The organism is Clostridium sp. C8 (assembly GCF_001010885.1).
Lineage (GTDB): Bacteria > Bacillota > Clostridia > Clostridiales > Clostridiaceae > Clostridium > Clostridium sartagoforme.
Window position 1 is genome coordinate 1 of the sequence record NZ_LBMX01000038.1, and the last position, 22,350, is coordinate 22,350.

Below are 22,350 nucleotides of genomic sequence, written 5' to 3' on the forward strand. Positions count from 1 at the left end.
TACTATATAGGGTCCATTTTATACTTTATAGAATTTTTTATTTTATATTTCCATAAACACTAAAAATTAAAGCATATGAGTTTAGTAAAATAGAATTTTTATAAAAATATAGTTAATAATAATTTATAAACAAGCATTAAATAGAGGTGATACATATGAAAAAGATATATTTAAAAGATATTAAAATGCATCAAAATATTGAAAGTACTTTTATAGTAATAAAAATAATATCTTATGAAGTTGATAATTTCATTGCAGTTATTGGAGATAATTCTGGAGAAATAAAAGCTTATATAAAAAATATAAATGCATCAATAAATATAGGAGATGTTATATTAGTAAAAGGAAAATTAGCTCCAAAGTTTAAAGTTAATTTTATAAAAAAAGTTTTAGAAATAGATATTTTAGATTATTTACCATCAGTGAAAAGACCTATTAATGAAATAATGGATGAATTAAATAAAATAAGCAAAATTGAATTTAAAAGCTTAGAAGCAAAAACAATTGATGAATATTTTTTTGGCAGCTCAGAATTTTTAAATAAGTTTGAAAAAGCAATTGGAGGAGTGTTTAACCATCATAATTACATCGGGGGATTAGCAGAGCATACACTAGCAGTAACTTCACTTGCACGTGAATTTGCTTATAGATATAATTGCAGAAATAAAGAAATTGCAATATTAGGAGCAAAGTTACATGATATAGGAAAAATAAGAGAAATGAATTATGATAAACCCTTTAGTTATACCTTAGAAGGAGAGCTAGAAGGCCATATAGTTATAGGGTTAAGTATGTTAGATGAAGCCTTTAATAGCAATAAAGAAATATACTCTAGTGATTTTATAAATAGATTGAAGGCAATAGTAGTTCAACATCATGGAAAGCAAGAGTTTGGATCACCAAAGGAGCCTAATACCATGGAAGCATATATAGTTCATTATGCAGATTATGTTGATGCAACTCTAAATAAAATAAATATAATATGCGAAGATTTAGAAAGTGGAAGTTGGAGTGACTTTGACAAAAGAATAAATGGAAGAATATATATATAAATATATAATAAAGACTTAGATAAAATTTTATGATAAAAATAATATTCTAATATGGTACAATATATTAGGGGTGAAATTATGCTTGAAAACAGATGTTTTTGTGAAAAATGCAATAAAATTCAAAATATTAAAGTTGATAGTTGTACAGAAATTAAAGAGTTTAACATAGGAAAAGTAGCTTATAATAAGTTATATGGAAAATGCTCAGTATGTAATAATGAAGTATATTCATCAGAGTTATCTAAAAAGAATAAAAAGGAAATAAATAAGAAAATAAAAGAACTAGAAGATGAAGTAACTATATTAAAAATAATAGAAAGTAATAAAAAAGGTACTCTTGTATTAAGAGAAGATGAAAAAGATATACTAAATGAAATAAAAAGTATTTTATCAAAAAATAAAAAATAATATTTAAGTTATTAAATATTTACTAGTCTAATATAATATGGTGTAAAAGTATAATAATCTTAGGAGGACACTGATGTTAGACTTATTGGTATATCTAGATGAAGCTTTAATAAAAAATTTAAATTCAGTAATATTAAATGGATATATAGATATAAGAACATATAGGAGAATTAAGGATAGAACTATTGGAGGAAATATTAAGATAGGTGACAGGGAATCAAATGGCTCTGATTTTGGAAGTAAAAAAGATAAGATAGAGGGTTATAAAACCAAACAAGAAAGATGTGATGATCATTATGAAAATGGGAGTGATAGGAGTTTAGGTTTTGAAGGCCGTGATTTTGATAGAAATGAACAAGAAATTAAAAAAATTAGTACCATCTTTACTCTTCATGGTAGTTTATTAAATAGGATGTATGATAATAAAAACGTAAAAAAAATAAGCTATAAAGATATGGAAAGTGGAAATATTAAGGAAGGGGAATATGTAGAAGTTGATGGGTTTTTGAAAGAAACATCACTCCCTTTTTATATAGATACCTTGATTTATATCATAAACTGCTATGGGGCAGATTTTTTAAACACTTTATTAGAAAAAAAGAACTTGAAAAATTTAAATTTTAATATAATATGTAAGTTATTAGAAAGATTAAGAATGTCTATAACTTCAAGAGGAAGTCATGATCTCCTAATGCAAAATGAAGACATATCATTACTTTTAACAATAAATGAAAATAACTTTTTAAGTAATCATGCACATATGTTTAATTTGGTCCATTGTTCTTGCAAAGTATTTGGGAAGGTAATGATGATAAAAGAAGATGAAAATAAATGTATAAGCTTATTACGAAAGACTTCACAAGAAGAATATTATCAACAAGTAATAGATTCAATAGATCCATATTTAGAGGTATTAAAAGAAAATAATATAATTCTTCCTAAAAAACCAGAATGTAATATAAAAGGAAAAGTGATAATGATTTTACCAATAAGCATATGCATATAATAAAATAAGCATATGCTTTTTGTATAATTCATTATAAAATATATAACTATAATTTTTAATAAAAAAGATTAACATATACTTTTAATATAACTTATTATAGAAAGATAAAAATTTTTAATGTATAATTAGTTTTTAGTGAAGAACATAAAGAATAAAAGAAGAGAGGCAATAAAATGAAAATAGGATTTGACCATAAAAAATATCTTGAAGAACAATCTAAATATATACTAGAAAGAGTTAATAATTATGATAAATTATATTTAGAATTTGGTGGAAAACTTATGTTTGATCTACATGCAAAAAGAGTTTTGCCGGGATTTGATGAAAATGCTAAAATAAAGCTTCTTCAAAAATTAAAAGAAAAAGTTGAAGTTGTTATTTGTGTTTATGCAGGAGATATAGAAAGAAATAAAATAAGAGGAGATTTTGGTATTACATATGATTTAGAAGTATTAAGATTAATAGATGATTTAAGAACATATGAACTTGATGTAAATAGTGTAGTTATAACAAGATACGATGGACAACCAGCTACTACTGTTTTTATAAATAAGCTAGAAAGAAGAGGAATAAAAGTTTATAAGCATGAGGCTACAAAAGGATACCCAACTGATGTTGATACTATAGTAAGTGAAGAAGGATATGGAAAAAATCCATATATAGAAACAACTAAGCCTATAGTAGTTGTTACTGCACCAGGCCCAGGAAGTGGTAAGCTTGCGACTTGTTTAAGTCAATTATATCACGAAAATAAAAGAGGAAATGTTGCTGGATACTCTAAATTTGAGACTTTTCCAGTTTGGAATGTTCCATTAAAGCACCCCTTAAACATAGCATATGAGGCTGCTACTGTTGATTTGAAAGATGTAAATATGATAGATTCATTTCACGTTGATGCTTATAATAAGGTAGCTGTAAATTATAATAGAGACATAGAAAGTTTTCCGGTATTAAAAAGAATAATTGAGAAAATTACTGGAGAGGAATCAGTATATAAATCTCCTACTGATATGGGAGTAAATAGAGTTGGTTATGGAATTATAGATGATGAAGTAATAAAAGAAGCTTCTAAGCAAGAAATAATAAGAAGATATTTTAAAACTACTTGTGAATATAAAAAAGGATATATAGATAAAGAAACATCAGATAGAGCTAAGTTAATTATGGAAGAACTAAGCTTAAAGGAAACTGACAGAAATGTTGTAATTCCAGCAAGAGATTATTTAGCTAAACAAAGAAAGCTGCAAGGGAAAAATGATGGGATCTCATCAGTTGCATTAGAACTTGAAGATGGAAATATAATAACAGGAAAGAGCTCAGAATTAATGGATGCATCTGCAGCTGTAATATTAAATTCAATAAAGCATCTTGCAAATATATCAGATGAAATTCATCTTATTTCACCTGTAATATTAGAACCAATAAAAAATTTAAAATTGAAAACTTTAGGAATAAATAATACAGTTTTAAATTGTGAAGAAATATTAATAGCCTTAAGCATATGTGCAGCAACTAATCCTACAGCACAGGTTGCCCTTGAAAAACTGACTATGTTAAAGGGATGCCAAGCACACTCTACAACTATTATACCAACTAATGATGAACAAACCTTCAGAAGGCTTGGAATAGATATAACTTGTGATGCTGAATATCAAAGTGAAAATTTATATTATAATAATTAGTAATAAAAACCATCTTTTAAAGGATGGTTTTTATTATTTAAATTAAAAATTTAGGGAATACTATTTTTAATAGATTAGGAGGGTTTTTCAATGAATAATGATTTATCTGTTAAAATTATTCCTTTAGGTGGAGTAGGAGAAATAGGAAAAAATATTACAGCAATAGAAGCTGGTGAAGAAATAATAGTAGTTGATTGTGGAGTTGCATTTCCAGATGAAGAAATGTATGGAGTAGATTTAATAATTCCAGACATAACATATTTAATTCAAAACAAAGATAAGGTAAAGGGATTTTTTATTACACATGCTCATGAAGATCATATTGGATCAATTCCATATATATTAAAACAGTTAAATGTACCCATATATGGAACAAGATTGGCCTTAGCTATTATTGAAAATAAATTAAGAGAGCATAACTTAATAGAAACCAGTAATTTGATTAGTGTAAATCCAGGAGAAAATGTTGATTTAGAAAATATAAGCATTGAGTTTATCCAAAGTACACATAGTATAGCAGAATCTTGCTGTTTAGCTATAAAAACCCCACTTGGGGTTATATTTCATACTGGTGATTTTAAAATAGATTTAACACCTATAGATGAAAAAGTCATAGATATAAATAGAATTTCAAGTATAGGAAAAGAGGGCGTTATTTTATTAATGGCCGACAGTACTAATGTTGAAAGATCAGGATATACAATGTCAGAAAAATCAATAGGAAACACATTCAGAAAAATCTTTAGAAGTGCAAAGGGGAGAATAATTGTAGCGACATTTGCATCTAATATACATAGAATGCAGCAAATAATAGATGCGTCAATAGAAAATAATAGAAGAGTTTCTTTTTCAGGTCGAAGCATGGAAAATATTTCGAAATCAGCAAAAGAACTTGGATATCTTCATATTCCAGATGATATGTTAGTAGAAATAGACGATATAAAAAATTATTCAAATGAAAATATAACAATTATTACAACAGGAAGTCAAGGTGAACCTATGGCAGCCTTAGCAAGAATAGCTTTTGGAAACCACAGAAAAATAAAAATAGAAAGAGATGATTTATTTATAATCTCAGCATCCCCAATACCAGGTAATGATAAACTAATTTCAAAAGTAATAAATCAGTTATTTAAAAAAGGTGCGGATGTTATTTATGAAGATTTAGAAGAAGTCCATGTATCAGGGCATGCCTATAGAGAAGAGTTAAAATTGATGCACACACTTATAAAGCCAAAATACTTTATGCCTGTTCATGGAGAATATAGACATCTAAAACATCATAAAGATTTAGCAATTAGTCTTGGTATGGAATCTAAGGATATATTCATATTAGAAGTTGGAAACGTACTAGAGATAAAGCAAGAATCTGCTAAAATATGCGGCAAAGTAACTAGTGGAACTGTTTTGGTAGATGGATTAGGAGTAGGAGATGTAGGAAGTCTTGTTTTAAGAGATAGAAAGCATTTAGCACAAGATGGATTAGTAAATATTGTTGTAACAATAGAAAAAGAAAGTTACAGTATAATTGCAGGACCAGATATAATAACAAGAGGCTTTGTATATGTGAAAGAATCAGAAGAACTAATTAAGGAGTTAAAACAAATTGCAACAGAAGAACTTCAAAATTGTTTAGATGATAAAATTATAGAGTGGTACTTAATTAAAACAAATGTTAAAAAAGCTTTAGAAAGATATATTTATGACAAAACAAAAAGAAGGCCTACAATAATCCCAATAATTATGGAAATTTAATATAAGATAAAAATCTACAATAATAAGTTATTTTAATATAATATTATTGTAGATTTTTAATTGAATCATATATATAATAGATATTAAAAAGTAAATAGGAGGGGTTTTATGAAAAACGTAGCAGCATTTTTTGATATTGATGGGACTATATACAGAGAAGGTTTAATTACAGAAGTATTTAAAAAAATAATAAAATATGAACTAGTCAGCGAAAATAAATGGTATAAAGACGTAAGACCTTCATACATAAAATGGGATAAAAGACAAGGTGATTACGATACCTATCTACTAAAAATGGTAGATGTTTATGTTGAAGCAATAAAAGGAATAGATAAGTATCATATAGATTATATAGCTAAAAAAGTTATAGAACAAAAGGGAGATAGAGTGTACACTTTTAGTAGAGAAAGAATAAAGTGGCACAAAGATCAAGGACATATAGTAATTGCAATATCAGGCTCTCCAAGTGAATTAGTAAAAGAAATGTCTATGAAGTATAATATGGATGATTATAAAGGAACAGTTTATGAACTAGATAATAATAATAAGTATAGTGGTGATGTAATTCCTATGTGGGATCATGAAAGTAAGTTAAATTCAATTAATGAATTTCAACAAAAATATAATATTGATTTAAGTAAAAGCTATGCCTATGGAGATACATCGGGAGATATAAGTATGTTCAAATCAGTAGGTATACCATATGCAATAAATCCAACAAAGGAACTCTTAAGCAAAGTTATGGAAGATGAAGAAATAAAAGAAAAGATAAAAATCATTGTAGAACGTAAAGATGTAACTTATAATTTAGATATAAATTGCATAAACATTTTATAAATTGCGAAGCAATTTTTAAGTGAAAAGTTAATAGTGAAAGAGTGAAAAGGTAAGGATGTTTTGCTGTGCAAAACTTAAATTTAGTCGTTGCAAGGCATTGAATACTTAGTGAAGTTGAGTGTAACGATAATGAAGATTGACTGAGGGAGATGTTCATTAACTTTTTTCTCTCTTAACTCTTTCACTTTTTACTATTTTGCTTTGCAAAATATAACAAAGGGGAGTACTATGATAACTATTGATAATAAACTTATAGAAGAAAAGCTAAAGCAGCTAAAAAAGGCTATTGAAATAGCAGGGGGAAAAGAATTTTTAAAAAGTATAAGAAGTGATAATGAATTGGCACTTTTTATACTGCAAAGTGCTTTTCAAAATGAATATTCATGTATAGAAGTTTTAGGGAAAAAGTATTCTATTTTAGAATTACTAAAATTAAAATTAGAATATGAAAAAAGCTATATAAAAGATAAGAAAAAATATGTTCAAAAAATAGCTTTTAAAATTAAAGAATATAATACTTATTTAGATTCCTTAATTAGAAAATATAGAAAAAATGGTGGCATAAAAGAATTTATAAGTATTAAAAATGAAATAGAACTTAGATATGAAATAGATATAAATAATTTTATATTATCTAGTATAATTAAAATTAATAATGATATAAATAATGATTATTATGGTGAATATTTAAATTCTAAAAAGGAAGATTTTATAAATGCTATAGTAACTAGTATAGTTTAAATTTTATAATAAAATTGACTCTTAAGGGCAAACTATAAGTGTAAAGTAAAACCTTAGGAGGGATTAAATATGAATAAACTAATGAAAAAGATGAAAAGAAATTTTAAAAGAAAAAGAATGAAAAGTAATTTAGTAATGGAGATGGCAGAAGATTTTATGGATGTTGTTCAAAATGCTAAATTATATAAGAAAATGAAAAAAGCTAAAAGAAAATTTAAATAATCAAATAAAAAACAACTTAAGAAACAAAGTATAGCTTTAACTTAAGTTGTTTTTTTATTTATATTAGTACATTTGATTTATTTTAAAACCCATGTTTGTAAAAGATTCTTTAATTAAATTTATATGCTCAATACCATTAGTTTCAACAGTAACTTCTAACAAGACATTCTTTAATCTATTTGAGGCTTTAAATTGGTTATGCTCAAGCTGAACTACATTTGCATTAAGTTCTGAAAGAATTTTAGATATTTCAAGTAATTGTCCAGGGGTATCAGGAAGCTCTATAGAAAAACAAAATAATCTACCTCTTTCAACTAATCCGTCATTAATTAAAGAAGAGATAGTAATCATATCTATATTTCCGCCACTAATTATAGGAACAATCTTTTTATCTTTCATATTAAGTTTTCTTAATGCAGCGAGAGAAGCAGCTCCAGAAGCTTCTGCAAGTAACTTATGTTTTTCACACAATATTAAAAATGCTTCAGCAATTTCTTTGTCAGAAACAGTAATTATATCATCAACATATTCTTGAATTATTCTATAAGTTAAATCTCCTGGGCATTTAACAGCTATACCATCAGCAATGGTATTAACTGAATTTAAAGAAACTAAACTTCCATTTTTAAAGCTTTGTTCCATAGCATTTGCACCTTCTGCTTGAACTCCTATTATCTTTATTTTAGGATTAATTTCTTTTGCAGCTAATGAAATACCACTTATTAATCCACCACCGCCAATTGGACATAATATTACATCTACATCTTGCATTTCTTCTAAAATTTCTAAAGCAATTGTACCTTGTCCGTAAATAACATTTATATCATTAAACGGATGTATAAATACTGAATTATTATTTTCTTCAATACTCTTAGCCTTTAAAAAGGCATCATCATAGCAATTACCATACAATACAACTTCACCACCAAAGTCTTTAGTAGATTGTATTTTAAGATAAGGAGTAGTCCTTGGCATAACTATTGTTGATTTAACTCCTAATAATTCAGCAGCATAAGCAACTCCTTGAGCATGATTCCCAGCCGAAGAACAAACAACTCCTTTAGACTTTTCATCATCACTTAATGAGCGTATCTTATTAAGAGCCCCTCGTATTTTATAAGCTCCAGTAACTTGTAAGTTCTCACATTTCATATAAACTGAACAATTTGAAAGTTTTGAAAAAGTTGGGCTGTATAAAATAGGAGTTTTATTAATTACATCTTTAATTTTTTCTCTTGTTTCCTCAATTTTTTTAAAATGCATAAGCTTCCACCTCAAGTAATTTTTGTAATAAAATTATTATAGCACTACTTTACAAATATATGAAGAATTTAAATTTATTTAAAAGTATATTTAGCGATTAAATAATAAAAAATAAGTATATAAATAAGTAAAGGAGAAGTGATTATGAAGGAAGTTTACAATGATTTAAATAATATTGGTAATTTTACAAAAAATGCTGTAAAGGAATTTGAAAACAATATAATAAGTAAAACTAATTACTTAGAAACTATAGAAAGCAATTCAAATTTCAAAAATAATTATAGTATTAAGGAGAAAAAAGATGATTAATAATTTTCCAAAGGAGTTTCCTCCACAACATCAAAATGCACAACCAGGAATAGAAGAAAAAATGAATCCTAATCCTATTTATAAAATAGAAGAATTATGCAAAGGATCAAATAAATTAAAAGATAAAGTTGCAATAATAACAGGTGGTGATAGTGGAATAGGAAGAGCTGTATCTTTAGCTTATGCAAAAGAAGGAGCGAAAATAGCAATTATTTATTTAAATGAACATGAAGATGCAGAAAAAACTAAAAAGCTTATAGAAGATATAAATGGTGAATGTATTTTAATAAGTGGAGATATTGGAGATGAAAACTTTTGTATTAATGCTGTAAATACAGTTATAAAAGAATTTAATAAAATAAATATATTAGTTAATAATTCAGCAGAACAACATGTATGCAATGCATTAACTGATATAACCAAAGAACAATTTGATAGAACATTTAAAACCAATGTGTTTGGAGCTTTTTATATAACTAAAGAAGTTTTAAAGCATTTAAATGCTGGAGATTGTATTATTAACACAACATCAGTAACGGCTTATCATGGACATAAAACATTAATTGATTATTCAATGACTAAAGGAGCCTTAACTTCATTTACAAGATCATTAGCATTAAATTTAGCAGATAAAAATATAAGAGTAAATGCAGTTGCTCCAGGGCCAGTATGGACACCTCTTATACCAGCTTCTTTTGATATGACTGAAGTTTCAAGTTTTGGCAAACAAAGCCCTATGAAAAGAGCGGCACAACCAGTAGAATTAGGTGAAAGCTATGTTTTCTTAGCTAGTGATGGAGCTTCTTACATAACTGGAGAAACAATTCATGTTAATGGTGGAGAAATAGTAAATTCATAAAGAATTAAAAAGCATATTTAGATAAAATCTAAATATGCTTTTTAATATTTAACTATGTATCATATAAAAGTATCATATAAAACAAATTTATATGATATAGTAAAAAAAATTACATTTTCTTGAGAAAATATGGTAAAAAATGTTTGCGTATGATATCATAATATTGGTTATTATATATAAATTTCTATTTCACACTAATTATTAAATAGAGGGTGGGCTAAATATGAGTAACTTAATTGATTTTTGTTTAAAAAGTTCTAATATAAATTTAGATAATGTAGACAATATATATTTTATAGATAATTTATTAAATAATAATAAGATAGCAGTAGGTGTTTATAATTTTCCAGAACTAAAATTGATAAAATCGAATCAAATTTATATAGATATATTAAATAATAGTAGTATAAAAATAAAAAAGGATTCGGAATTTAAATTAAAGGAAATAAAGGAAATAGGAGCAGATAATATTTTAATAGATATTCTGAAAAAATCTATTGAAACTCAAGAAATGCAATGTTCCGAATATATATATTTTCATAATATTAATGGAAGTTCCGAATATTTAAAATGTATAGTAAATCCAATAATAAAAAATAATACAATAAAATATCTAACAATAACTTTTATAAATGTAACTAAAGATGTGTTAAACAATACAAGGATGGAAAAAGAAATAGAAAAGCTTAAAAAGGAGAAGGAAGAGTTACAAGAGGAAAATAATAAATATAAAAATATAATTGATAATATTAGTGATGGTATATTTTTAGCAAATAAAGATGGCAAAATAGAATACTTTAATAAAGCTGCAAGGAAATTTATATATAATAATAATGTTAGTTATATAGGAGAAACTCTTGCACATACTAATTATTATGATTTAAAGGGAAACAAAATTTCTTTAATTGATTTACCCAATTTTAAAGCCCTGCAAGGTCAACAGATATTAAGTATGAGACTTATAGTTGAAAGACCAGATATAACTATAAAAACAGATATAAGCAGTAATCCTGTATATGATAAAGAAAATAATATAATTGGATCTGTATCTAGTATAAGGTGTTTAAATGATTCCTTAAAAGTCGAAAAATGTCTAGAAAAACAAAGAGACGGCTTCTATAATATAATAGATAATTTAGATTTATTGATTTGTAGATTTTCTTATCCAGATTTTAATATAATACATTATAATAAAAAGGTTAAGGAAGAAATATTAGAGATTGATAAATGTAGTGATAAATTATTTATGCAAATTCCTTATAATGATAAGAAAAAAATAAATATAATAAAATCTAAGAAAACTATGATTAGTGGTAGTACAATTAAAACATTAATTAATAAAAAAGAAAGATATATAGAAACTTTTTATCAGCTTATATATGATAATAACAAAATTCGTGAAGTAGTAAAAGTAGGAATAGATATAACAGATAAAATTGGATATCAGAAGGAACTAGAAACAATTTTAAAAACTCAAGAGGAATTCTTTTCATTTATTGCCCATGAATTTAGAACTCCTTTAACTGTGATGAGCTCAACAACTCAACTAATAAATCTTCTATATAAGAAAGATTTACCTGAAAAAGTACAAAACTATATAGATAAAATAAATTTGAGTGTTTTACAGCAACTAAGACTTGTAAATAACCTTTTAGACATTACAAAAGCAGGATCAGGATATTTAAACATAAATTTAAGAAATTATGATATTGTAAGTATGTCAAGATTAATTACAGAATCTGTAAGGAGCTTTGCAACAAGAAAAAATATAAACTTAGAATTTAAATGTGATTTTAATGAAAAAGTTATAGCAATAGATGATGAAAAATATGAACGAATACTACTAAACCTACTATCAAACGCTCTAAAATTCACTAAAAATGGGAAAAAGGTAATTGTTAAGATAGGTTATGAATGTGAATTTATAAGTATAGATGTAAAGGATGAAGGAGTAGGCATTCCTAAAGAAAAACAAAAAGTTATTTTTGATAGATTTGGTCAGGTAAATAATGAGCTGACGAGAAAGTCAGAAGGAACTGGAATAGGTTTATGCTTGGTAAAATTATTAGTTAATGCTATGGGTGGGAAAATAGAATTAACTAGTGATACGGGAGTAGGTAGTAATTTTAGAATTTTGCTTCCAGATAAAAAAGTTTTAGAAGAAACTAAAGTAGTAGATATGAATCTTATGGATAATAGGTTGATTCAAACAATGGATATTGAGTTTTCCAATATATATTTTGAATAAAAATTAAAATAAAAGAGAACCAAATTTTGGTTCTCTTTTATTTTATAGATTTCATAAATTTTTTATAGGCTATAATAGCTGCCCCAATTGCTCCTGCATATTGACTTAATTCATCGGTTACTACATCAAGGTCTAAATGCTCGCTTAAAATATTTCTAAATGAATTTGAATTTGCAAGTCCACCCGTAAAAAATACATCATTTTGTAATTTTAATCTTCTAGCAAAGTTTGCGGTTCTTTTAGCAATTGAATCAATAACTCCTAAGGCTATGTCCCCTCTAGCTACATCCTTTGACAAAAGACTAATAATTTCACTTTCAGCAAAAACTGTACACATGCTAGAAATATTAACTTTATTCTTATCCTTAACAAACTCATCTATATTACTAATATCTTCTTCAAGAATACGCATCATAACTTCAATGAACCTTCCTGTTCCAGCAGCACATTTATCATTCATAATAAAATCTATCACATTTAATGAATTATCAAGTTGTATTACTTTACAATCTTGTCCACCTAAATCTATAATAATTCTAGTTTTTTCATTTAAAAATGCTGCACCTTGAGCATGACAAGTTATTTCAGTAACTGTTTTATTAGATTCCTTTAATAAATTTCTTCCATAACCAGTAGTAATGGTATATTTAATATCTTTACTAAAAAGTTTATTATAAACTAAATAAATGCTTTCCTTTGGCTTGGCCGATGTTCTTATTTTATAGGTGTTGATTATTTTTTCGCCATCAAATATAGCTCCCTTAGTATATGTTGAACCCGAGTCAATTCCTAAAGTGTAAATATTCATAATATATCCTAAAGCATTTCAATAAATGCTGCCATTCTTGTATTTAGTTGTCCAATATCACCATTAGAGAAATCTGTTTCTACACTCATATAAGGAATATCTTTTTTAGTATTAACAAATCTTTTAATTGATAAGGTTTCAACATTATAAGTGTGGCAAGCGGTTAAGATTACGTCAATTACTGCATCAACTTTATATTCATCAATCATCTTATCAAGAAGTTTAATACGATTTGGGTTAGGAGTCATGCAAGAGCAGCCAATAGACAAATATTTCTTTGCTAATGCATCATATACATCAGGATTATCTTCATCTACTAAGTCCTCAATAGCTTTTGCACCACTACAATTTTCAAATGCAACAACATAAGCACCATTTTCTTCTATAGCTTTAATAACCTTTTCAGTTGCTGTTCCAAGGGGACAACCGGTTATTAAAATTCTAGGCTTAGATTCATATTTCTTTACACTTGCATATTCATTTTTAATTTTATAAACTAGTTCATTTAATTGTTTTGGTATTGCTTCTTTATCAAAAGCAAAAGTTGTCCCATTTAAGACTTTGAAAATATCAACTCCAGTTACTGGTACAGGATCTAATTTTCCTAATTCATAAAATTCTTTAAGAGCTTTTCTTTCATTATTTTTTATTTTTATGGCTTTTTTTATATTTTCTTCTAAAATTTCAGTATCAAATTGTTTTTCTAAAGTATTTTTTAATTTTATAATCTCATTTTTCCAAAGCTTAAGACCATCTTCACTTTGAGAATTTGGAAGTTCCATAACATGAACAGGCTTAAATTCAGAAAGATATTCATACATCTTTTTCTTTCCATCACAAGTTGTTTCGCCAACAACTAAATCAGAAAAATAGAAAAATGGGCATTTATCTGTCTTACCAAACCCGTAACTAGATTTTATTAATGGACATAAGTTACGTGGTAGATCTTGTTCAGCATCTGGAATGGTTTCGTCTGAAGATGCACATAAAGAGACAGTTGAGGCTCCCATTGCTAAAGCTATTTCTTGAGGAAAGTAGGTACAAAATACTCCTATAAGAGGTATATCTTTTTCTTTTTGTTCTTTTGCCGTAATGAATGAATTCCTTCTAATTTCTCCGAAGGTTTCAAAAATTTCAGGTAATTCTTTTTGTATTTTCATAAATTTCAATCTCCCTTATAATTTAATAAATATTAAGTAAACATAAAATATGTTTACTTAATATAGTTTATACAGTTAAAAATAAAAATAGTATTTTAAATTTACTAGTATATTGATATTTTAACATGAAATTACATACAGGAAAACGTTTTAATAAGATATACCTTATATATATTAAATTTTACTATTTATAAGAAATAATTTTTTAATCTAATAACTTAATTAAGTTATTTTTATTAAAAAGTTGTATTTTATAAGAAAATGGTAATATTTTTATAAAATGATATAATTATATTGTTTGGAGGGATACTTTATGGATGAAAAAACAAATGTAATGCGAATTTTAGATAAAAAGAAAATTAAATATACCAGTTATTCTTATGTAAATACAGATGCTATAAGTGGAGTAGAGGTAGCTAGTGTTCTAGGGCAAGACCCTAAACAAGTTTTTAAAACTCTTGTAACAGCAGGTAAATCAAAAAACTATTATATATTTGTAATACCTGTAGAAAAAGAATTAGATTTAAAAAAAGCGGCTAAAAGTGTTGGTGAAAAATCTATTGAAATGATAAAATCAAAAGATTTATTACCTCTAACTGGATATGTTCATGGTGGATGCTCGCCAATCGGAACAAAAAAACAATTTATTACTACGATTGATATATCAGTTAAAGATCTTGAAACATTTATTTTTAGTGCTGGTAAAATAGGATATCAAGTAGAATTAAGTTTAGATGATCTTAAGAAGGTTATTAGAGTTCAGTTAGCCGATTTAGTATAAATAATTTAATTATAAGATTTATTTAAAATATAAATATAAAATATCATTATAGGGTATTAGAATTAATATAATAAGGATATATCATTAGCGTATTTAAAATACGTTAGTGATATATCCTTTTATTTTAGTGAAAAGCTTAATTAATTATTACCTATATTCTTTATTGAATCAAATAGCTTAGAGAAAAAATTACCTATTGCAGCAAATATTCCTTGGAAAAAGCTACTATCTTGAATATCTTTACCAGAGTTTTTTAGAACTTCTGAAATTTGATTACCTATATTCTTTAAAGTTTCCTTAACAGTACTATAATCTATATCCAAATCATTTATGTCAGTCATTAAAGCTTTTATTTGCTCTTTTTGCTCATCAGATATTTCTACTGTATAGTTATTTGTAATACCTTCAACTATCTTAGAAATTTCTTCACTATTTTTTGGAGCTTCCTTTATTATTTTTGTTTTTACATCATTAATAACTTTAGCGGCTTCATCATATCCAATTTCTTCTCCAAGAGCTGAAGTGGTTTCAATTTCTTCTTGAGCTGCTTTTTTGTTTTTTAATGATAATTCTTCACCTTTAGCACTTTCAAAACCTTTTAATATTCCAGATAATGCAGAAGTACCTGTGACTGGAAAAGGTGAGCCTGCTTTTACTTCAGCATTAGTTATCCCAGAAGTAACTAATGCATTTGATAACATAAGAGAAGTAACTTCAGTTAAATTATTAGATTGTACTTGTATTCCACCGTTATTAGTAATCTTAACATAAGAAGAAGAGTAGCAACCACCTTCATAATTTGATTTATCGTTAGGATCAAGACCTAACTGTTTGATTATATCATTATTAGTTATTCTATCTACACTAACTTCATTTTCTGAAACACCAAATTCTTTAAGCATTTGAACTTCTTGTGCATCTGTTAAGTCAATCCCAAAAGTAACTCTTTCTTTATTTTGAGCTTGTACAGTAAAACTAAATAAAGAAAAAGCAATAGTACATGATGTAATTAGCTTTAGTATATTCTTTTTCATAAAAATCTCCTTTTAAAATATAAAATACTTTACTTTAATATTATTAAAGTAAGTTAGAAAATAGAAGACCTTTAAGATTTATTTAAGAATTTACTAACAAAAAATTAAAATAAAAAGACATAGGATTATTACTTATGTATAAATATCCCATATCTTTTATAATATATTTAAAGAATATAAAGTAATTAAATTTAAAAGGCTCCAGAATCTCCGCCACCACCACCAGAGAAGCCTCCTCCAGATGAAAAATCATTAAAGCTATTGTTGCTAAAATCAAGCCCATTATTAAAATTAGAGTTACTATTATGATTATTATCTGCAATATTGTGTATTTCATTAAATAGAAATGCATTAGTAATATAATAACTATAAAAAGTATTATTAAAATTATTGTCATAAGAATAATTTTCTTTAGAATCAGTTAAATCCATTTCTAAATCATAATTACTTATTCCTAATGCAGAAGCATATATTATTGATTCTTTTATATTATTTATATCTTTATTATCTATTAATGATAATAGATATTTTTTATAAGCACACCATTGAAGATATTCATTATAAGCATCGTTACTTAATACTTCTTTATTTTTTATAATTATATAGTAATTATGGAGTTTTCCATTTAGTCTTATTTCATTTATAAAATCCCAGTAGGAATTATAAAAGTTTTTAGCTATATTTTTACTTTCATCAACTTTTATTTTTATAGAGTCAAATGAAAATTCGTTTTTATTATCTTCATAGGTTTTAAACCAATCCATTAAAACTTTTAAATGTGAATATTCACATTTGGAACTATCTTTTATTCTTTTAAACTTAACAGTAACAAGTTCATTTCCATTTGATAAAGTACTATCTAACTTATAAAATCCCTTATTTGCAAGATACATTAAAGTAGAAGGAACTATAGATAAATCAATATTATTTTTATCATATAAATATGCTACTAAAGCAGGACTTGTATTAGAAGGCGGATAAGGCAATACATCATCTGATGTAAAAATAAAATTTGATCTATATTCATTTAAAGCTTCATTGAAAATTCTTTTTGATCGTTTATTATAAAGATAAAAAGTTATAGCTATTATAATAATTAGTGAAGATGGAATTAGTATCGGTAATAATACACTAGGAGAATCTTTTTCTCCATAATTTTGTATATTACCATCAAAAATATTTGAATCACTATTTTTTTCTGCTATTGGAATCGTAAGAAATTCAGGATGAAATTTTAAATCAATTCCTAAATCGGAAGTTAAATTTTCACCAGCAATTTTAATTTTATTTTCTGATGTTTCAGTATTAAAATTTCCATCACCGTAAACAGTATAATATAAATTGTTAGCATTAAAGTTAGCTGAATTTAAACTTATATTTAGTTCAATATTATTAACAGGATTTTCTTTTGATGCAGTGTAAAAACTCCAATTTAAAGAACTAAAATCTACATACTTTATAGCAGCAGAATTTATTAAGTACTCAACTTTAAATTTTTTTTCTTCATTACTACTTTTAGAATAAATTTTAACTTGAAGCTTATCATTAGAATTTATAATTTCATAGCTATTATTTGACTCATCATTTTTTTCTTTCAAAGCATAAGTTCCATTCTTATCTTCGACAGTTACGTTATTAATTGAATAACCGCTGGATCCATTTAAATTTAGATTCAAATAAATACCATTAAAATCACCATTAAAAGTATAAGAAAACTCGTCATTTACAATAATATCCCCATTACTTTGTATTTCTGCATTTATAAGTAACCTATCAATTGAATAATTTTTAGTATCTGCAGATACAGTTATGGGAATTGTAAATAAAAATAATAAAATTAAAGTGTAAGTTAGCTTTTTCATAATATCTACCCCCTTATATTTACTAGAATATCATATAATATGTATTTTCTCCATATTACTAAATAGTATTAAGATAAAGTTCTTTTGTTAGACGTTTTCATTTATAAAATAAATGCTATATAATAGTATATATAATAATCATAAGGGAGGATAAATTTATGAAAAGAATATTTGAATTAACAACAAGTGATATTGAAAATCTAAATAAAAACACACTAAAGGATATAATAAGTAAGTCTGAAGGAAGAACTGTTATGTCTGAAACTATTATTAGCTATACTCCATATATAAGGGAGGTATCTAACTTAGAACTTGCTGCAAGTTTTGGAGCTGATATGATTACTTTAAATACATTTAATTTTGAAAAACCTTTTATTTTTGGTATAGATGGTGGAGCTAATTTACTTTCATCAATAGATAATTTAGCTAATAAAATTGGAGAGCAAATTAGAGATAACTTAACTAATAAAGATTATATAAAGAATATTAAAAAGTTAGTTGGTAGAATGATAGGAGTAAACTTAGAGCCTGTACCAGAAGGAAGTACTTATGAAAGAGGGTATAGATTGAATATAGAAAATCTTAATAAAGTTAAAGAATATGGATTTGATTATATAGTTATAACAGGTAATCCTAATACAGGAGTTACAGAAAAAACTATTTGTGATGGAATAAAGCTTGCTAAGGAAGTATTAGGGGATAGCACTTTAATAATAGCAGGAAAAATGCATGGAGCAGGTAGTGGGAATATATATGATGAAAAGTCTATAAAAAGTTTTATAGACTGTGGTGCAGATGTTATATTAATCCCAGCCCCAGGAACAGTCCCAGGATATGATTTAGATTTAGCAAAGAAAATAATTACTCTTGTTCATGATAATAATGCTCTTGCAATGACTACAATAGGAACATCACAAGAAGGTGCAAGTAAAAGCATAATAGAACAAATAGCTTTAAATTCAAAAATGGCAGGAGCTGATATTCAACATATTGGAGATTGTGGAACTTTTGGAATAGCATTGCCTGAAAATATCATGGCACTTTCAGTAACAATAAGAGGAATTAGACATACTTATAGAAGAATGGCTCAATCAATCTTAAGATAATATAAATATTAAATAAAGTAGACATCTCATAATATTAAAATAATAAGATGATGTTGCAGAATAATACTAATATTAAATATATATCTATAATTTAATATTACGCGAAAGTTTTCTAGTTAACACAGCATAAATCTTTATCAAAATGATAACTAGTTCTCAAATTGATATCAAATTATATTTAGAAAATGTGTTATTATAATTAAATATAACTTGGCATATTCATTGCTTATATATAATAAATAATGTAAAGAAAAGCTATATTATTTAAATATAAGAAAGTGAAGTGAAGCTAATGTCATTACTAATAAAGAATGGAACAATTGTAACAGCAAGTGAAACATATATAGGTGATATATATATTGAAGATGGCATTATAAAAGAAATTGGTACTTGTATAAATGAAGAGGCACATGAAGTAATTGATGCTAAGGGTAAATATGTGATACCAGGTGGGGTAGATGTTCATACCCATTTAAACTTAGATGTAGGAATTGCAGTTGCAAATGATGATTTTTACACAGGAACAGTTGCAGCAGCTTGTGGTGGAACCACTACAATAGTTGATCATATGGGCTTTGGACCTAAGGGATGTAACTTAAAGCATCAAGTAGATGTATATCATGGATATGCAGATAATAATGCAGTAATAGATTATAGTTTTCATGGAGTAATTCAACATGTAAATGAAGAAATACTTAAGGAATTGGAAAGCATAGTAAAGGATGAAGGTATCCCAAGTTTTAAGGTTTATTTAACATATGACTATATGGTAAATGATGAAGAAGTATTAAAAGTACTAAATAAATTAAAAGAACTTAATGGAGTTACTACTGTTCATTGTGAAAATCATGGCAGCATAAAGGTACTAAAGGATTATTATGTGAAAAATGGATTAAAAACTCCTAAATATCATCCTTTAAGTAGGCCAGTAGAAGCAGAAGGTGAAGCTGTAAACAGAATGATAAATTTATCATCAATGGCAGGTGATTCACCTTTATATATAGTTCATTTATCTTCAAATTTAGGATTAAGCTATATAAAAATGGCAAGAGAGAGAGGGCAGAATATATACTCAGAAACATGCCCTCAATATTTAGTTTTAGATGATAGCAAATATGAATTAGAAAATAATGAAGGCTTAAAATATATCATGAGCCCTCCTTTAAGAAAAGAAGAAGATATAAACTCCTTATGGAAAGGAATTAAGGATGGATATATACAAACTATAGCAACAGATCATTGTCCTTTTGCATTTAATAAGGATAAGCAGCTTGGAAAAGATGATTTTACAAAATGTCCTAATGGAGCACCAGGAATTGAAGAAAGAATACCATTAATTTTTTCAGAAGGAGTAATGAAAGGGAAAATTAACATTAATAAGTTTGTTGAAGTTTGCTGTACAAATCCTGCTAAAATTTTCGGATTATATCCTAAAAAAGGTTCAATACAAGTAGGGTCAGATGGAGATATAGTTATAATTGATCCAACTATAGAAAAAGAATTAACAATAAAAGATTTACATTCAAATGTTGATTATACTGCTTACGAAGGAATAAAAGTAAAGGGTTATCCTATTTATACTATTTTAAGAGGGAATATTATAGTGAAGGATAATAATTTTATAGGAAAAAAAGGTAACGGTAAATTTATAAAAAGAAAAATAAGCTTATAAATATAAATAATCTCTAATTTTATAGTTATATTTTTACAAAAAGAGGCTATGCACTAAAGTAGTGTTGAGCCTCTTTTTATTTTCTCCCTTTTTAAAAAATCTATTAAAACTAAATGTTTAAAATTATTGTGTCGAATATGTAAATGTACAAATATAATAAATATTATTAATAGATTCTAGAGGGGTTACATGAAAAAAAGTAAATATAAACCAAAGGAAAAAGATAAAAATAGAAAAGTTGAATTGTATCCTGCAATTAAAATCACTATAGATGGAAACAAATATGGATATATAAATAAGGAAGGAAAAGAAATTATTCCTTTTAAATTTATGAATGCATATAATTTTAACCAATATGGTTTAGCCATTATCACTGAAGAAGGAGGATATGGGATTATCAATTCTGAAGGTACTTATATAGTTAATGCTGAATATAGCTTAATAAATCCATATTCAGAAGGTAGAAGTATTTATGTGGAAAATACCTCTATGGGAATATTAGATGAAAAAGGAAATAAGCTGAATAATGTATTATATGATTATATAGGCAACTATAAAAATGGATATGCAGTAATGGGGAAAATATATAAAAATAACTGTAGATATGGTTATTTAAATTTAAATGGGGATGTAGCCTATGAAGCCAAATATATTGAAGCAAGTGATTTTAATGAAAATTATGCATTGGTAAAAATCAAAGATATGGAGTATTCATTAATAGATACTAAAGGTAATATTATAAATACTTATAATTATGAATATGTAGGTTCATATGGAAATGATCTAATGGTATTTTCTATATTATTAGGAGGTCCTTATGGATATATAAGTAGGGATGGTAAAATAGTTATTCAGCCAATTTACTCATATGCAAAAGAATTTATTGATGGAATTTCTATAGTTAGTACATCTGATGAAATAGATAAATATGGAGTAATAGATAAGTTAGGTCATCCTATTTATGGAGAAATATATAGTGATATCAAATATTTAGGAGAAGGAAGACTAGCATTAGGATTACCAATAGGAAAAACTAAATTACAAAGTAGAATTATTTATGCCGTTGGTGATGACAAAGGAATTATTTTAACAAAGTTCAAGTTTTTTAAAGTAAATAATTTTTTAGATGGAATAGCATCAGTATCAGATTCAAGAAAAACTTTTTTTATAAATAAAGATGGGAAAGAATTAAATAATTTACCCTCATTTTTAGGTAGTGGTGAATTATATTTACTGGGAGATATAGTGCAAGCTTACGTAGATTATTATATTTATTATTTGGATAAAAATAATAAAATAATTTATGGACCTAATAAAAAAATAAAATTAAATGAGGTTTATTCAATTTCTATTGAAAAATATAGACCAAATATAAACTATTTAATATATATGCCTACCATTTATGGAATGAATAATAAGGAGGCTCAAAATCAATTAAATATAGAATTAATGAAATTATCAATTTTCAATCCACCAGATGATGATATATATGTACAAAAACAATTTATAATTACAGATAAAGAAATATGGAGCTGTCGCATTAGT

The 22,350-nt window shown here is 26.0% G+C and carries 20 protein-coding genes; 15 read left to right on the forward strand and 5 right to left on the reverse strand.

What is annotated here, in order from left to right; translation table 11 throughout:
* Positions 1–155 precede the first annotated feature (155 nt).
* From AAT22_RS05130 to AAT22_RS19250, 8 genes are all read left to right on the forward strand, one after another.
* Positions 156–1,052, forward strand: coding sequence for an HD domain-containing protein (locus AAT22_RS05130; protein ID WP_047000469.1), 897 nt, complete (start codon positions 156–158; stop codon positions 1,050–1,052).
* 78 nt (positions 1,053–1,130) lie between these two features.
* Positions 1,131–1,460 (forward strand): hypothetical protein, encoded by a 330-nt coding sequence (locus AAT22_RS05135; RefSeq protein WP_016209011.1) that lies wholly within the window; start codon positions 1,131–1,133, stop codon positions 1,458–1,460.
* A gap of 73 nt (positions 1,461–1,533) precedes the next feature.
* A complete protein-coding gene (locus AAT22_RS05140) occupies positions 1,534–2,466 on the forward strand; it encodes a hypothetical protein (RefSeq protein ID WP_047000470.1) in 933 nt (310 codons plus the stop codon).
* 173 nt (positions 2,467–2,639) lie between these two features.
* The gene (locus AAT22_RS05145; protein WP_016209013.1) at positions 2,640–4,148 is read left to right on the forward strand and encodes a DUF1846 domain-containing protein; all 1,509 of its coding nucleotides are present in this window, start codon (positions 2,640–2,642) and stop codon (positions 4,146–4,148) included.
* 90 nt (positions 4,149–4,238) lie between these two features.
* Entirely contained in the window at positions 4,239–5,903 is a 1,665-nt protein-coding gene (locus tag AAT22_RS05150) for a ribonuclease J (RefSeq protein ID WP_047000471.1), read from the forward strand.
* 108 nt (positions 5,904–6,011) lie between these two features.
* Positions 6,012–6,740 (forward strand): HAD-IB family hydrolase, encoded by a 729-nt coding sequence (locus AAT22_RS05155; protein WP_016209016.1) that lies wholly within the window; start codon positions 6,012–6,014, stop codon positions 6,738–6,740.
* Positions 6,741–6,968: 228 nt separating this feature from the next.
* Positions 6,969–7,481 carry a hypothetical protein gene (locus AAT22_RS05160; RefSeq protein ID WP_047000472.1) on the forward strand — a complete coding sequence of 171 codons (513 nt, stop codon included), beginning with the start codon at positions 6,969–6,971 and terminating at the stop codon, positions 7,479–7,481.
* Positions 7,482–7,550: 69 nt separating this feature from the next.
* Positions 7,551–7,703 (forward strand): hypothetical protein, encoded by a 153-nt coding sequence (locus tag AAT22_RS19250; RefSeq protein WP_172655002.1) that lies wholly within the window; start codon positions 7,551–7,553, stop codon positions 7,701–7,703.
* 63 nt (positions 7,704–7,766) lie between these two features.
* On the opposite strand, the gene ilvA is transcribed toward AAT22_RS19250, so the two are convergent.
* On the reverse strand, positions 7,767–8,966 hold the full coding sequence (gene ilvA / locus AAT22_RS05165; RefSeq protein ID WP_016209019.1) for a threonine ammonia-lyase: 1,200 nt from the start codon (positions 8,964–8,966) through the stop codon (positions 7,767–7,769).
* 144 nt (positions 8,967–9,110) lie between these two features.
* Here ilvA and AAT22_RS19255 point away from each other — a divergent pair, with 144 nt between their 5' ends.
* The 3 genes from AAT22_RS19255 to AAT22_RS05175 all read left to right on the forward strand — a co-directional run bounded on the left by AAT22_RS19255 (position 9,111) and on the right by AAT22_RS05175 (position 12,382).
* Positions 9,111–9,275, forward strand: a complete 165-nt coding sequence (locus tag AAT22_RS19255; protein WP_172655003.1) for a hypothetical protein — start codon at positions 9,111–9,113, stop codon at positions 9,273–9,275.
* Positions 9,268–10,134, forward strand: a complete 867-nt coding sequence (locus tag AAT22_RS05170) for an SDR family oxidoreductase (protein WP_016209020.1) — start codon at positions 9,268–9,270, stop codon at positions 10,132–10,134. The genes AAT22_RS19255 and AAT22_RS05170 overlap by 8 nt, the downstream gene beginning before the upstream one ends.
* 223 nt (positions 10,135–10,357) lie before the next feature.
* A complete protein-coding gene (locus AAT22_RS05175; protein WP_047000473.1) occupies positions 10,358–12,382 on the forward strand; it encodes an ATP-binding protein in 2,025 nt (674 codons plus the stop codon).
* A gap of 37 nt (positions 12,383–12,419) precedes the next feature.
* Here AAT22_RS05175 and AAT22_RS05180 read toward each other — a convergent pair whose 3' ends face one another.
* Together AAT22_RS05180 and AAT22_RS05185 are read right to left on the reverse strand one after the other, a co-directional pair.
* Positions 12,420–13,190 (reverse strand): acyl-CoA dehydratase activase, encoded by a 771-nt coding sequence (locus AAT22_RS05180; protein ID WP_047000474.1) that lies wholly within the window; start codon positions 13,188–13,190, stop codon positions 12,420–12,422.
* An 8-nt stretch (positions 13,191–13,198) separates the two neighbouring features.
* Complete coding sequence (locus tag AAT22_RS05185) at positions 13,199–14,350, reverse strand: double-cubane-cluster-containing anaerobic reductase (RefSeq protein ID WP_016209025.1); 1,152 nt, start codon at positions 14,348–14,350, stop codon at positions 13,199–13,201.
* A gap of 313 nt (positions 14,351–14,663) precedes the next feature.
* Between AAT22_RS05185 and ybaK the strand changes: the two genes are divergently transcribed.
* Positions 14,664–15,131 (forward strand): Cys-tRNA(Pro) deacylase, encoded by a 468-nt coding sequence (ybaK, locus tag AAT22_RS05190; RefSeq protein WP_016209026.1) that lies wholly within the window; start codon positions 14,664–14,666, stop codon positions 15,129–15,131.
* Between the two features lie 140 nt (positions 15,132–15,271).
* Here ybaK and AAT22_RS05195 read toward each other — a convergent pair whose 3' ends face one another.
* Entirely contained in the window at positions 15,272–16,165 is an 894-nt protein-coding gene (locus AAT22_RS05195) for a DUF1002 domain-containing protein (protein WP_047000475.1), read from the reverse strand.
* 191 nt (positions 16,166–16,356) lie between these two features.
* Positions 16,357–18,027 carry a DUF2207 domain-containing protein gene (locus AAT22_RS05200; protein ID WP_047000476.1) on the reverse strand — a complete coding sequence of 557 codons (1,671 nt, stop codon included), beginning with the start codon at positions 18,025–18,027 and terminating at the stop codon, positions 16,357–16,359.
* 158 nt (positions 18,028–18,185) lie between these two features.
* Here AAT22_RS05200 and AAT22_RS05205 point away from each other — a divergent pair, with 158 nt between their 5' ends.
* The 3 genes from AAT22_RS05205 to AAT22_RS05215 all read left to right on the forward strand — a co-directional run.
* Entirely contained in the window at positions 18,186–19,133 is a 948-nt protein-coding gene (locus tag AAT22_RS05205; RefSeq protein WP_047000477.1) for a hypothetical protein, read from the forward strand.
* Between the two features lie 292 nt (positions 19,134–19,425).
* A complete protein-coding gene (gene hydA / locus AAT22_RS05210) occupies positions 19,426–20,805 on the forward strand; it encodes a dihydropyrimidinase (RefSeq protein WP_047000478.1) in 1,380 nt (459 codons plus the stop codon).
* Positions 20,806–20,994: 189 nt separating this feature from the next.
* A partial coding sequence (locus tag AAT22_RS05215) for a WG repeat-containing protein (RefSeq protein WP_052953911.1) occupies positions 20,995–22,350 on the forward strand: 1,356 nt, incomplete at its 3' end.

Coding starts and splice junctions, on each gene's coding strand:
- AAT22_RS05205 (WP_047000477.1), top strand. CDS start 18,186: ATGAAAAGAATATTTGAATTAACAACAAGTGATATTGAAAATCTAAAT.
- AAT22_RS05150 (WP_047000471.1), top strand. CDS start 4,239: ATGAATAATGATTTATCTGTTAAAATTATTCCTTTAGGTGGAGTAGGA.
- ybaK (WP_016209026.1), top strand. CDS start 14,664: ATGGATGAAAAAACAAATGTAATGCGAATTTTAGATAAAAAGAAAATT.
- hydA (WP_047000478.1), top strand. CDS start 19,426: ATGTCATTACTAATAAAGAATGGAACAATTGTAACAGCAAGTGAAACA.
- AAT22_RS05140 (WP_047000470.1), top strand. CDS start 1,534: ATGTTAGACTTATTGGTATATCTAGATGAAGCTTTAATAAAAAATTTA.
- AAT22_RS05155 (WP_016209016.1), top strand. CDS start 6,012: ATGAAAAACGTAGCAGCATTTTTTGATATTGATGGGACTATATACAGA.
- AAT22_RS05175 (WP_047000473.1), top strand. CDS start 10,358: ATGAGTAACTTAATTGATTTTTGTTTAAAAAGTTCTAATATAAATTTA.
- AAT22_RS19250 (WP_172655002.1), top strand. CDS start 7,551: ATGAATAAACTAATGAAAAAGATGAAAAGAAATTTTAAAAGAAAAAGA.
- AAT22_RS19255 (WP_172655003.1), top strand. CDS start 9,111: ATGAAGGAAGTTTACAATGATTTAAATAATATTGGTAATTTTACAAAA.
- AAT22_RS05130 (WP_047000469.1), top strand. CDS start 156: ATGAAAAAGATATATTTAAAAGATATTAAAATGCATCAAAATATTGAA.
- AAT22_RS05185 (WP_016209025.1), bottom strand. CDS start 14,350: ATGAAAATACAAAAAGAATTACCTGAAATTTTTGAAACCTTCGGAGAA.
- AAT22_RS05145 (WP_016209013.1), top strand. CDS start 2,640: ATGAAAATAGGATTTGACCATAAAAAATATCTTGAAGAACAATCTAAA.
- AAT22_RS05160 (WP_047000472.1), top strand. CDS start 6,969: ATGATAACTATTGATAATAAACTTATAGAAGAAAAGCTAAAGCAGCTA.
- AAT22_RS05170 (WP_016209020.1), top strand. CDS start 9,268: ATGATTAATAATTTTCCAAAGGAGTTTCCTCCACAACATCAAAATGCA.
- AAT22_RS05200 (WP_047000476.1), bottom strand. CDS start 18,027: ATGAAAAAGCTAACTTACACTTTAATTTTATTATTTTTATTTACAATT.
- AAT22_RS05180 (WP_047000474.1), bottom strand. CDS start 13,190: ATGAATATTTACACTTTAGGAATTGACTCGGGTTCAACATATACTAAG.
- AAT22_RS05195 (WP_047000475.1), bottom strand. CDS start 16,165: ATGAAAAAGAATATACTAAAGCTAATTACATCATGTACTATTGCTTTT.
- AAT22_RS05135 (WP_016209011.1), top strand. CDS start 1,131: ATGCTTGAAAACAGATGTTTTTGTGAAAAATGCAATAAAATTCAAAAT.
- ilvA (WP_016209019.1), bottom strand. CDS start 8,966: ATGCATTTTAAAAAAATTGAGGAAACAAGAGAAAAAATTAAAGATGTA.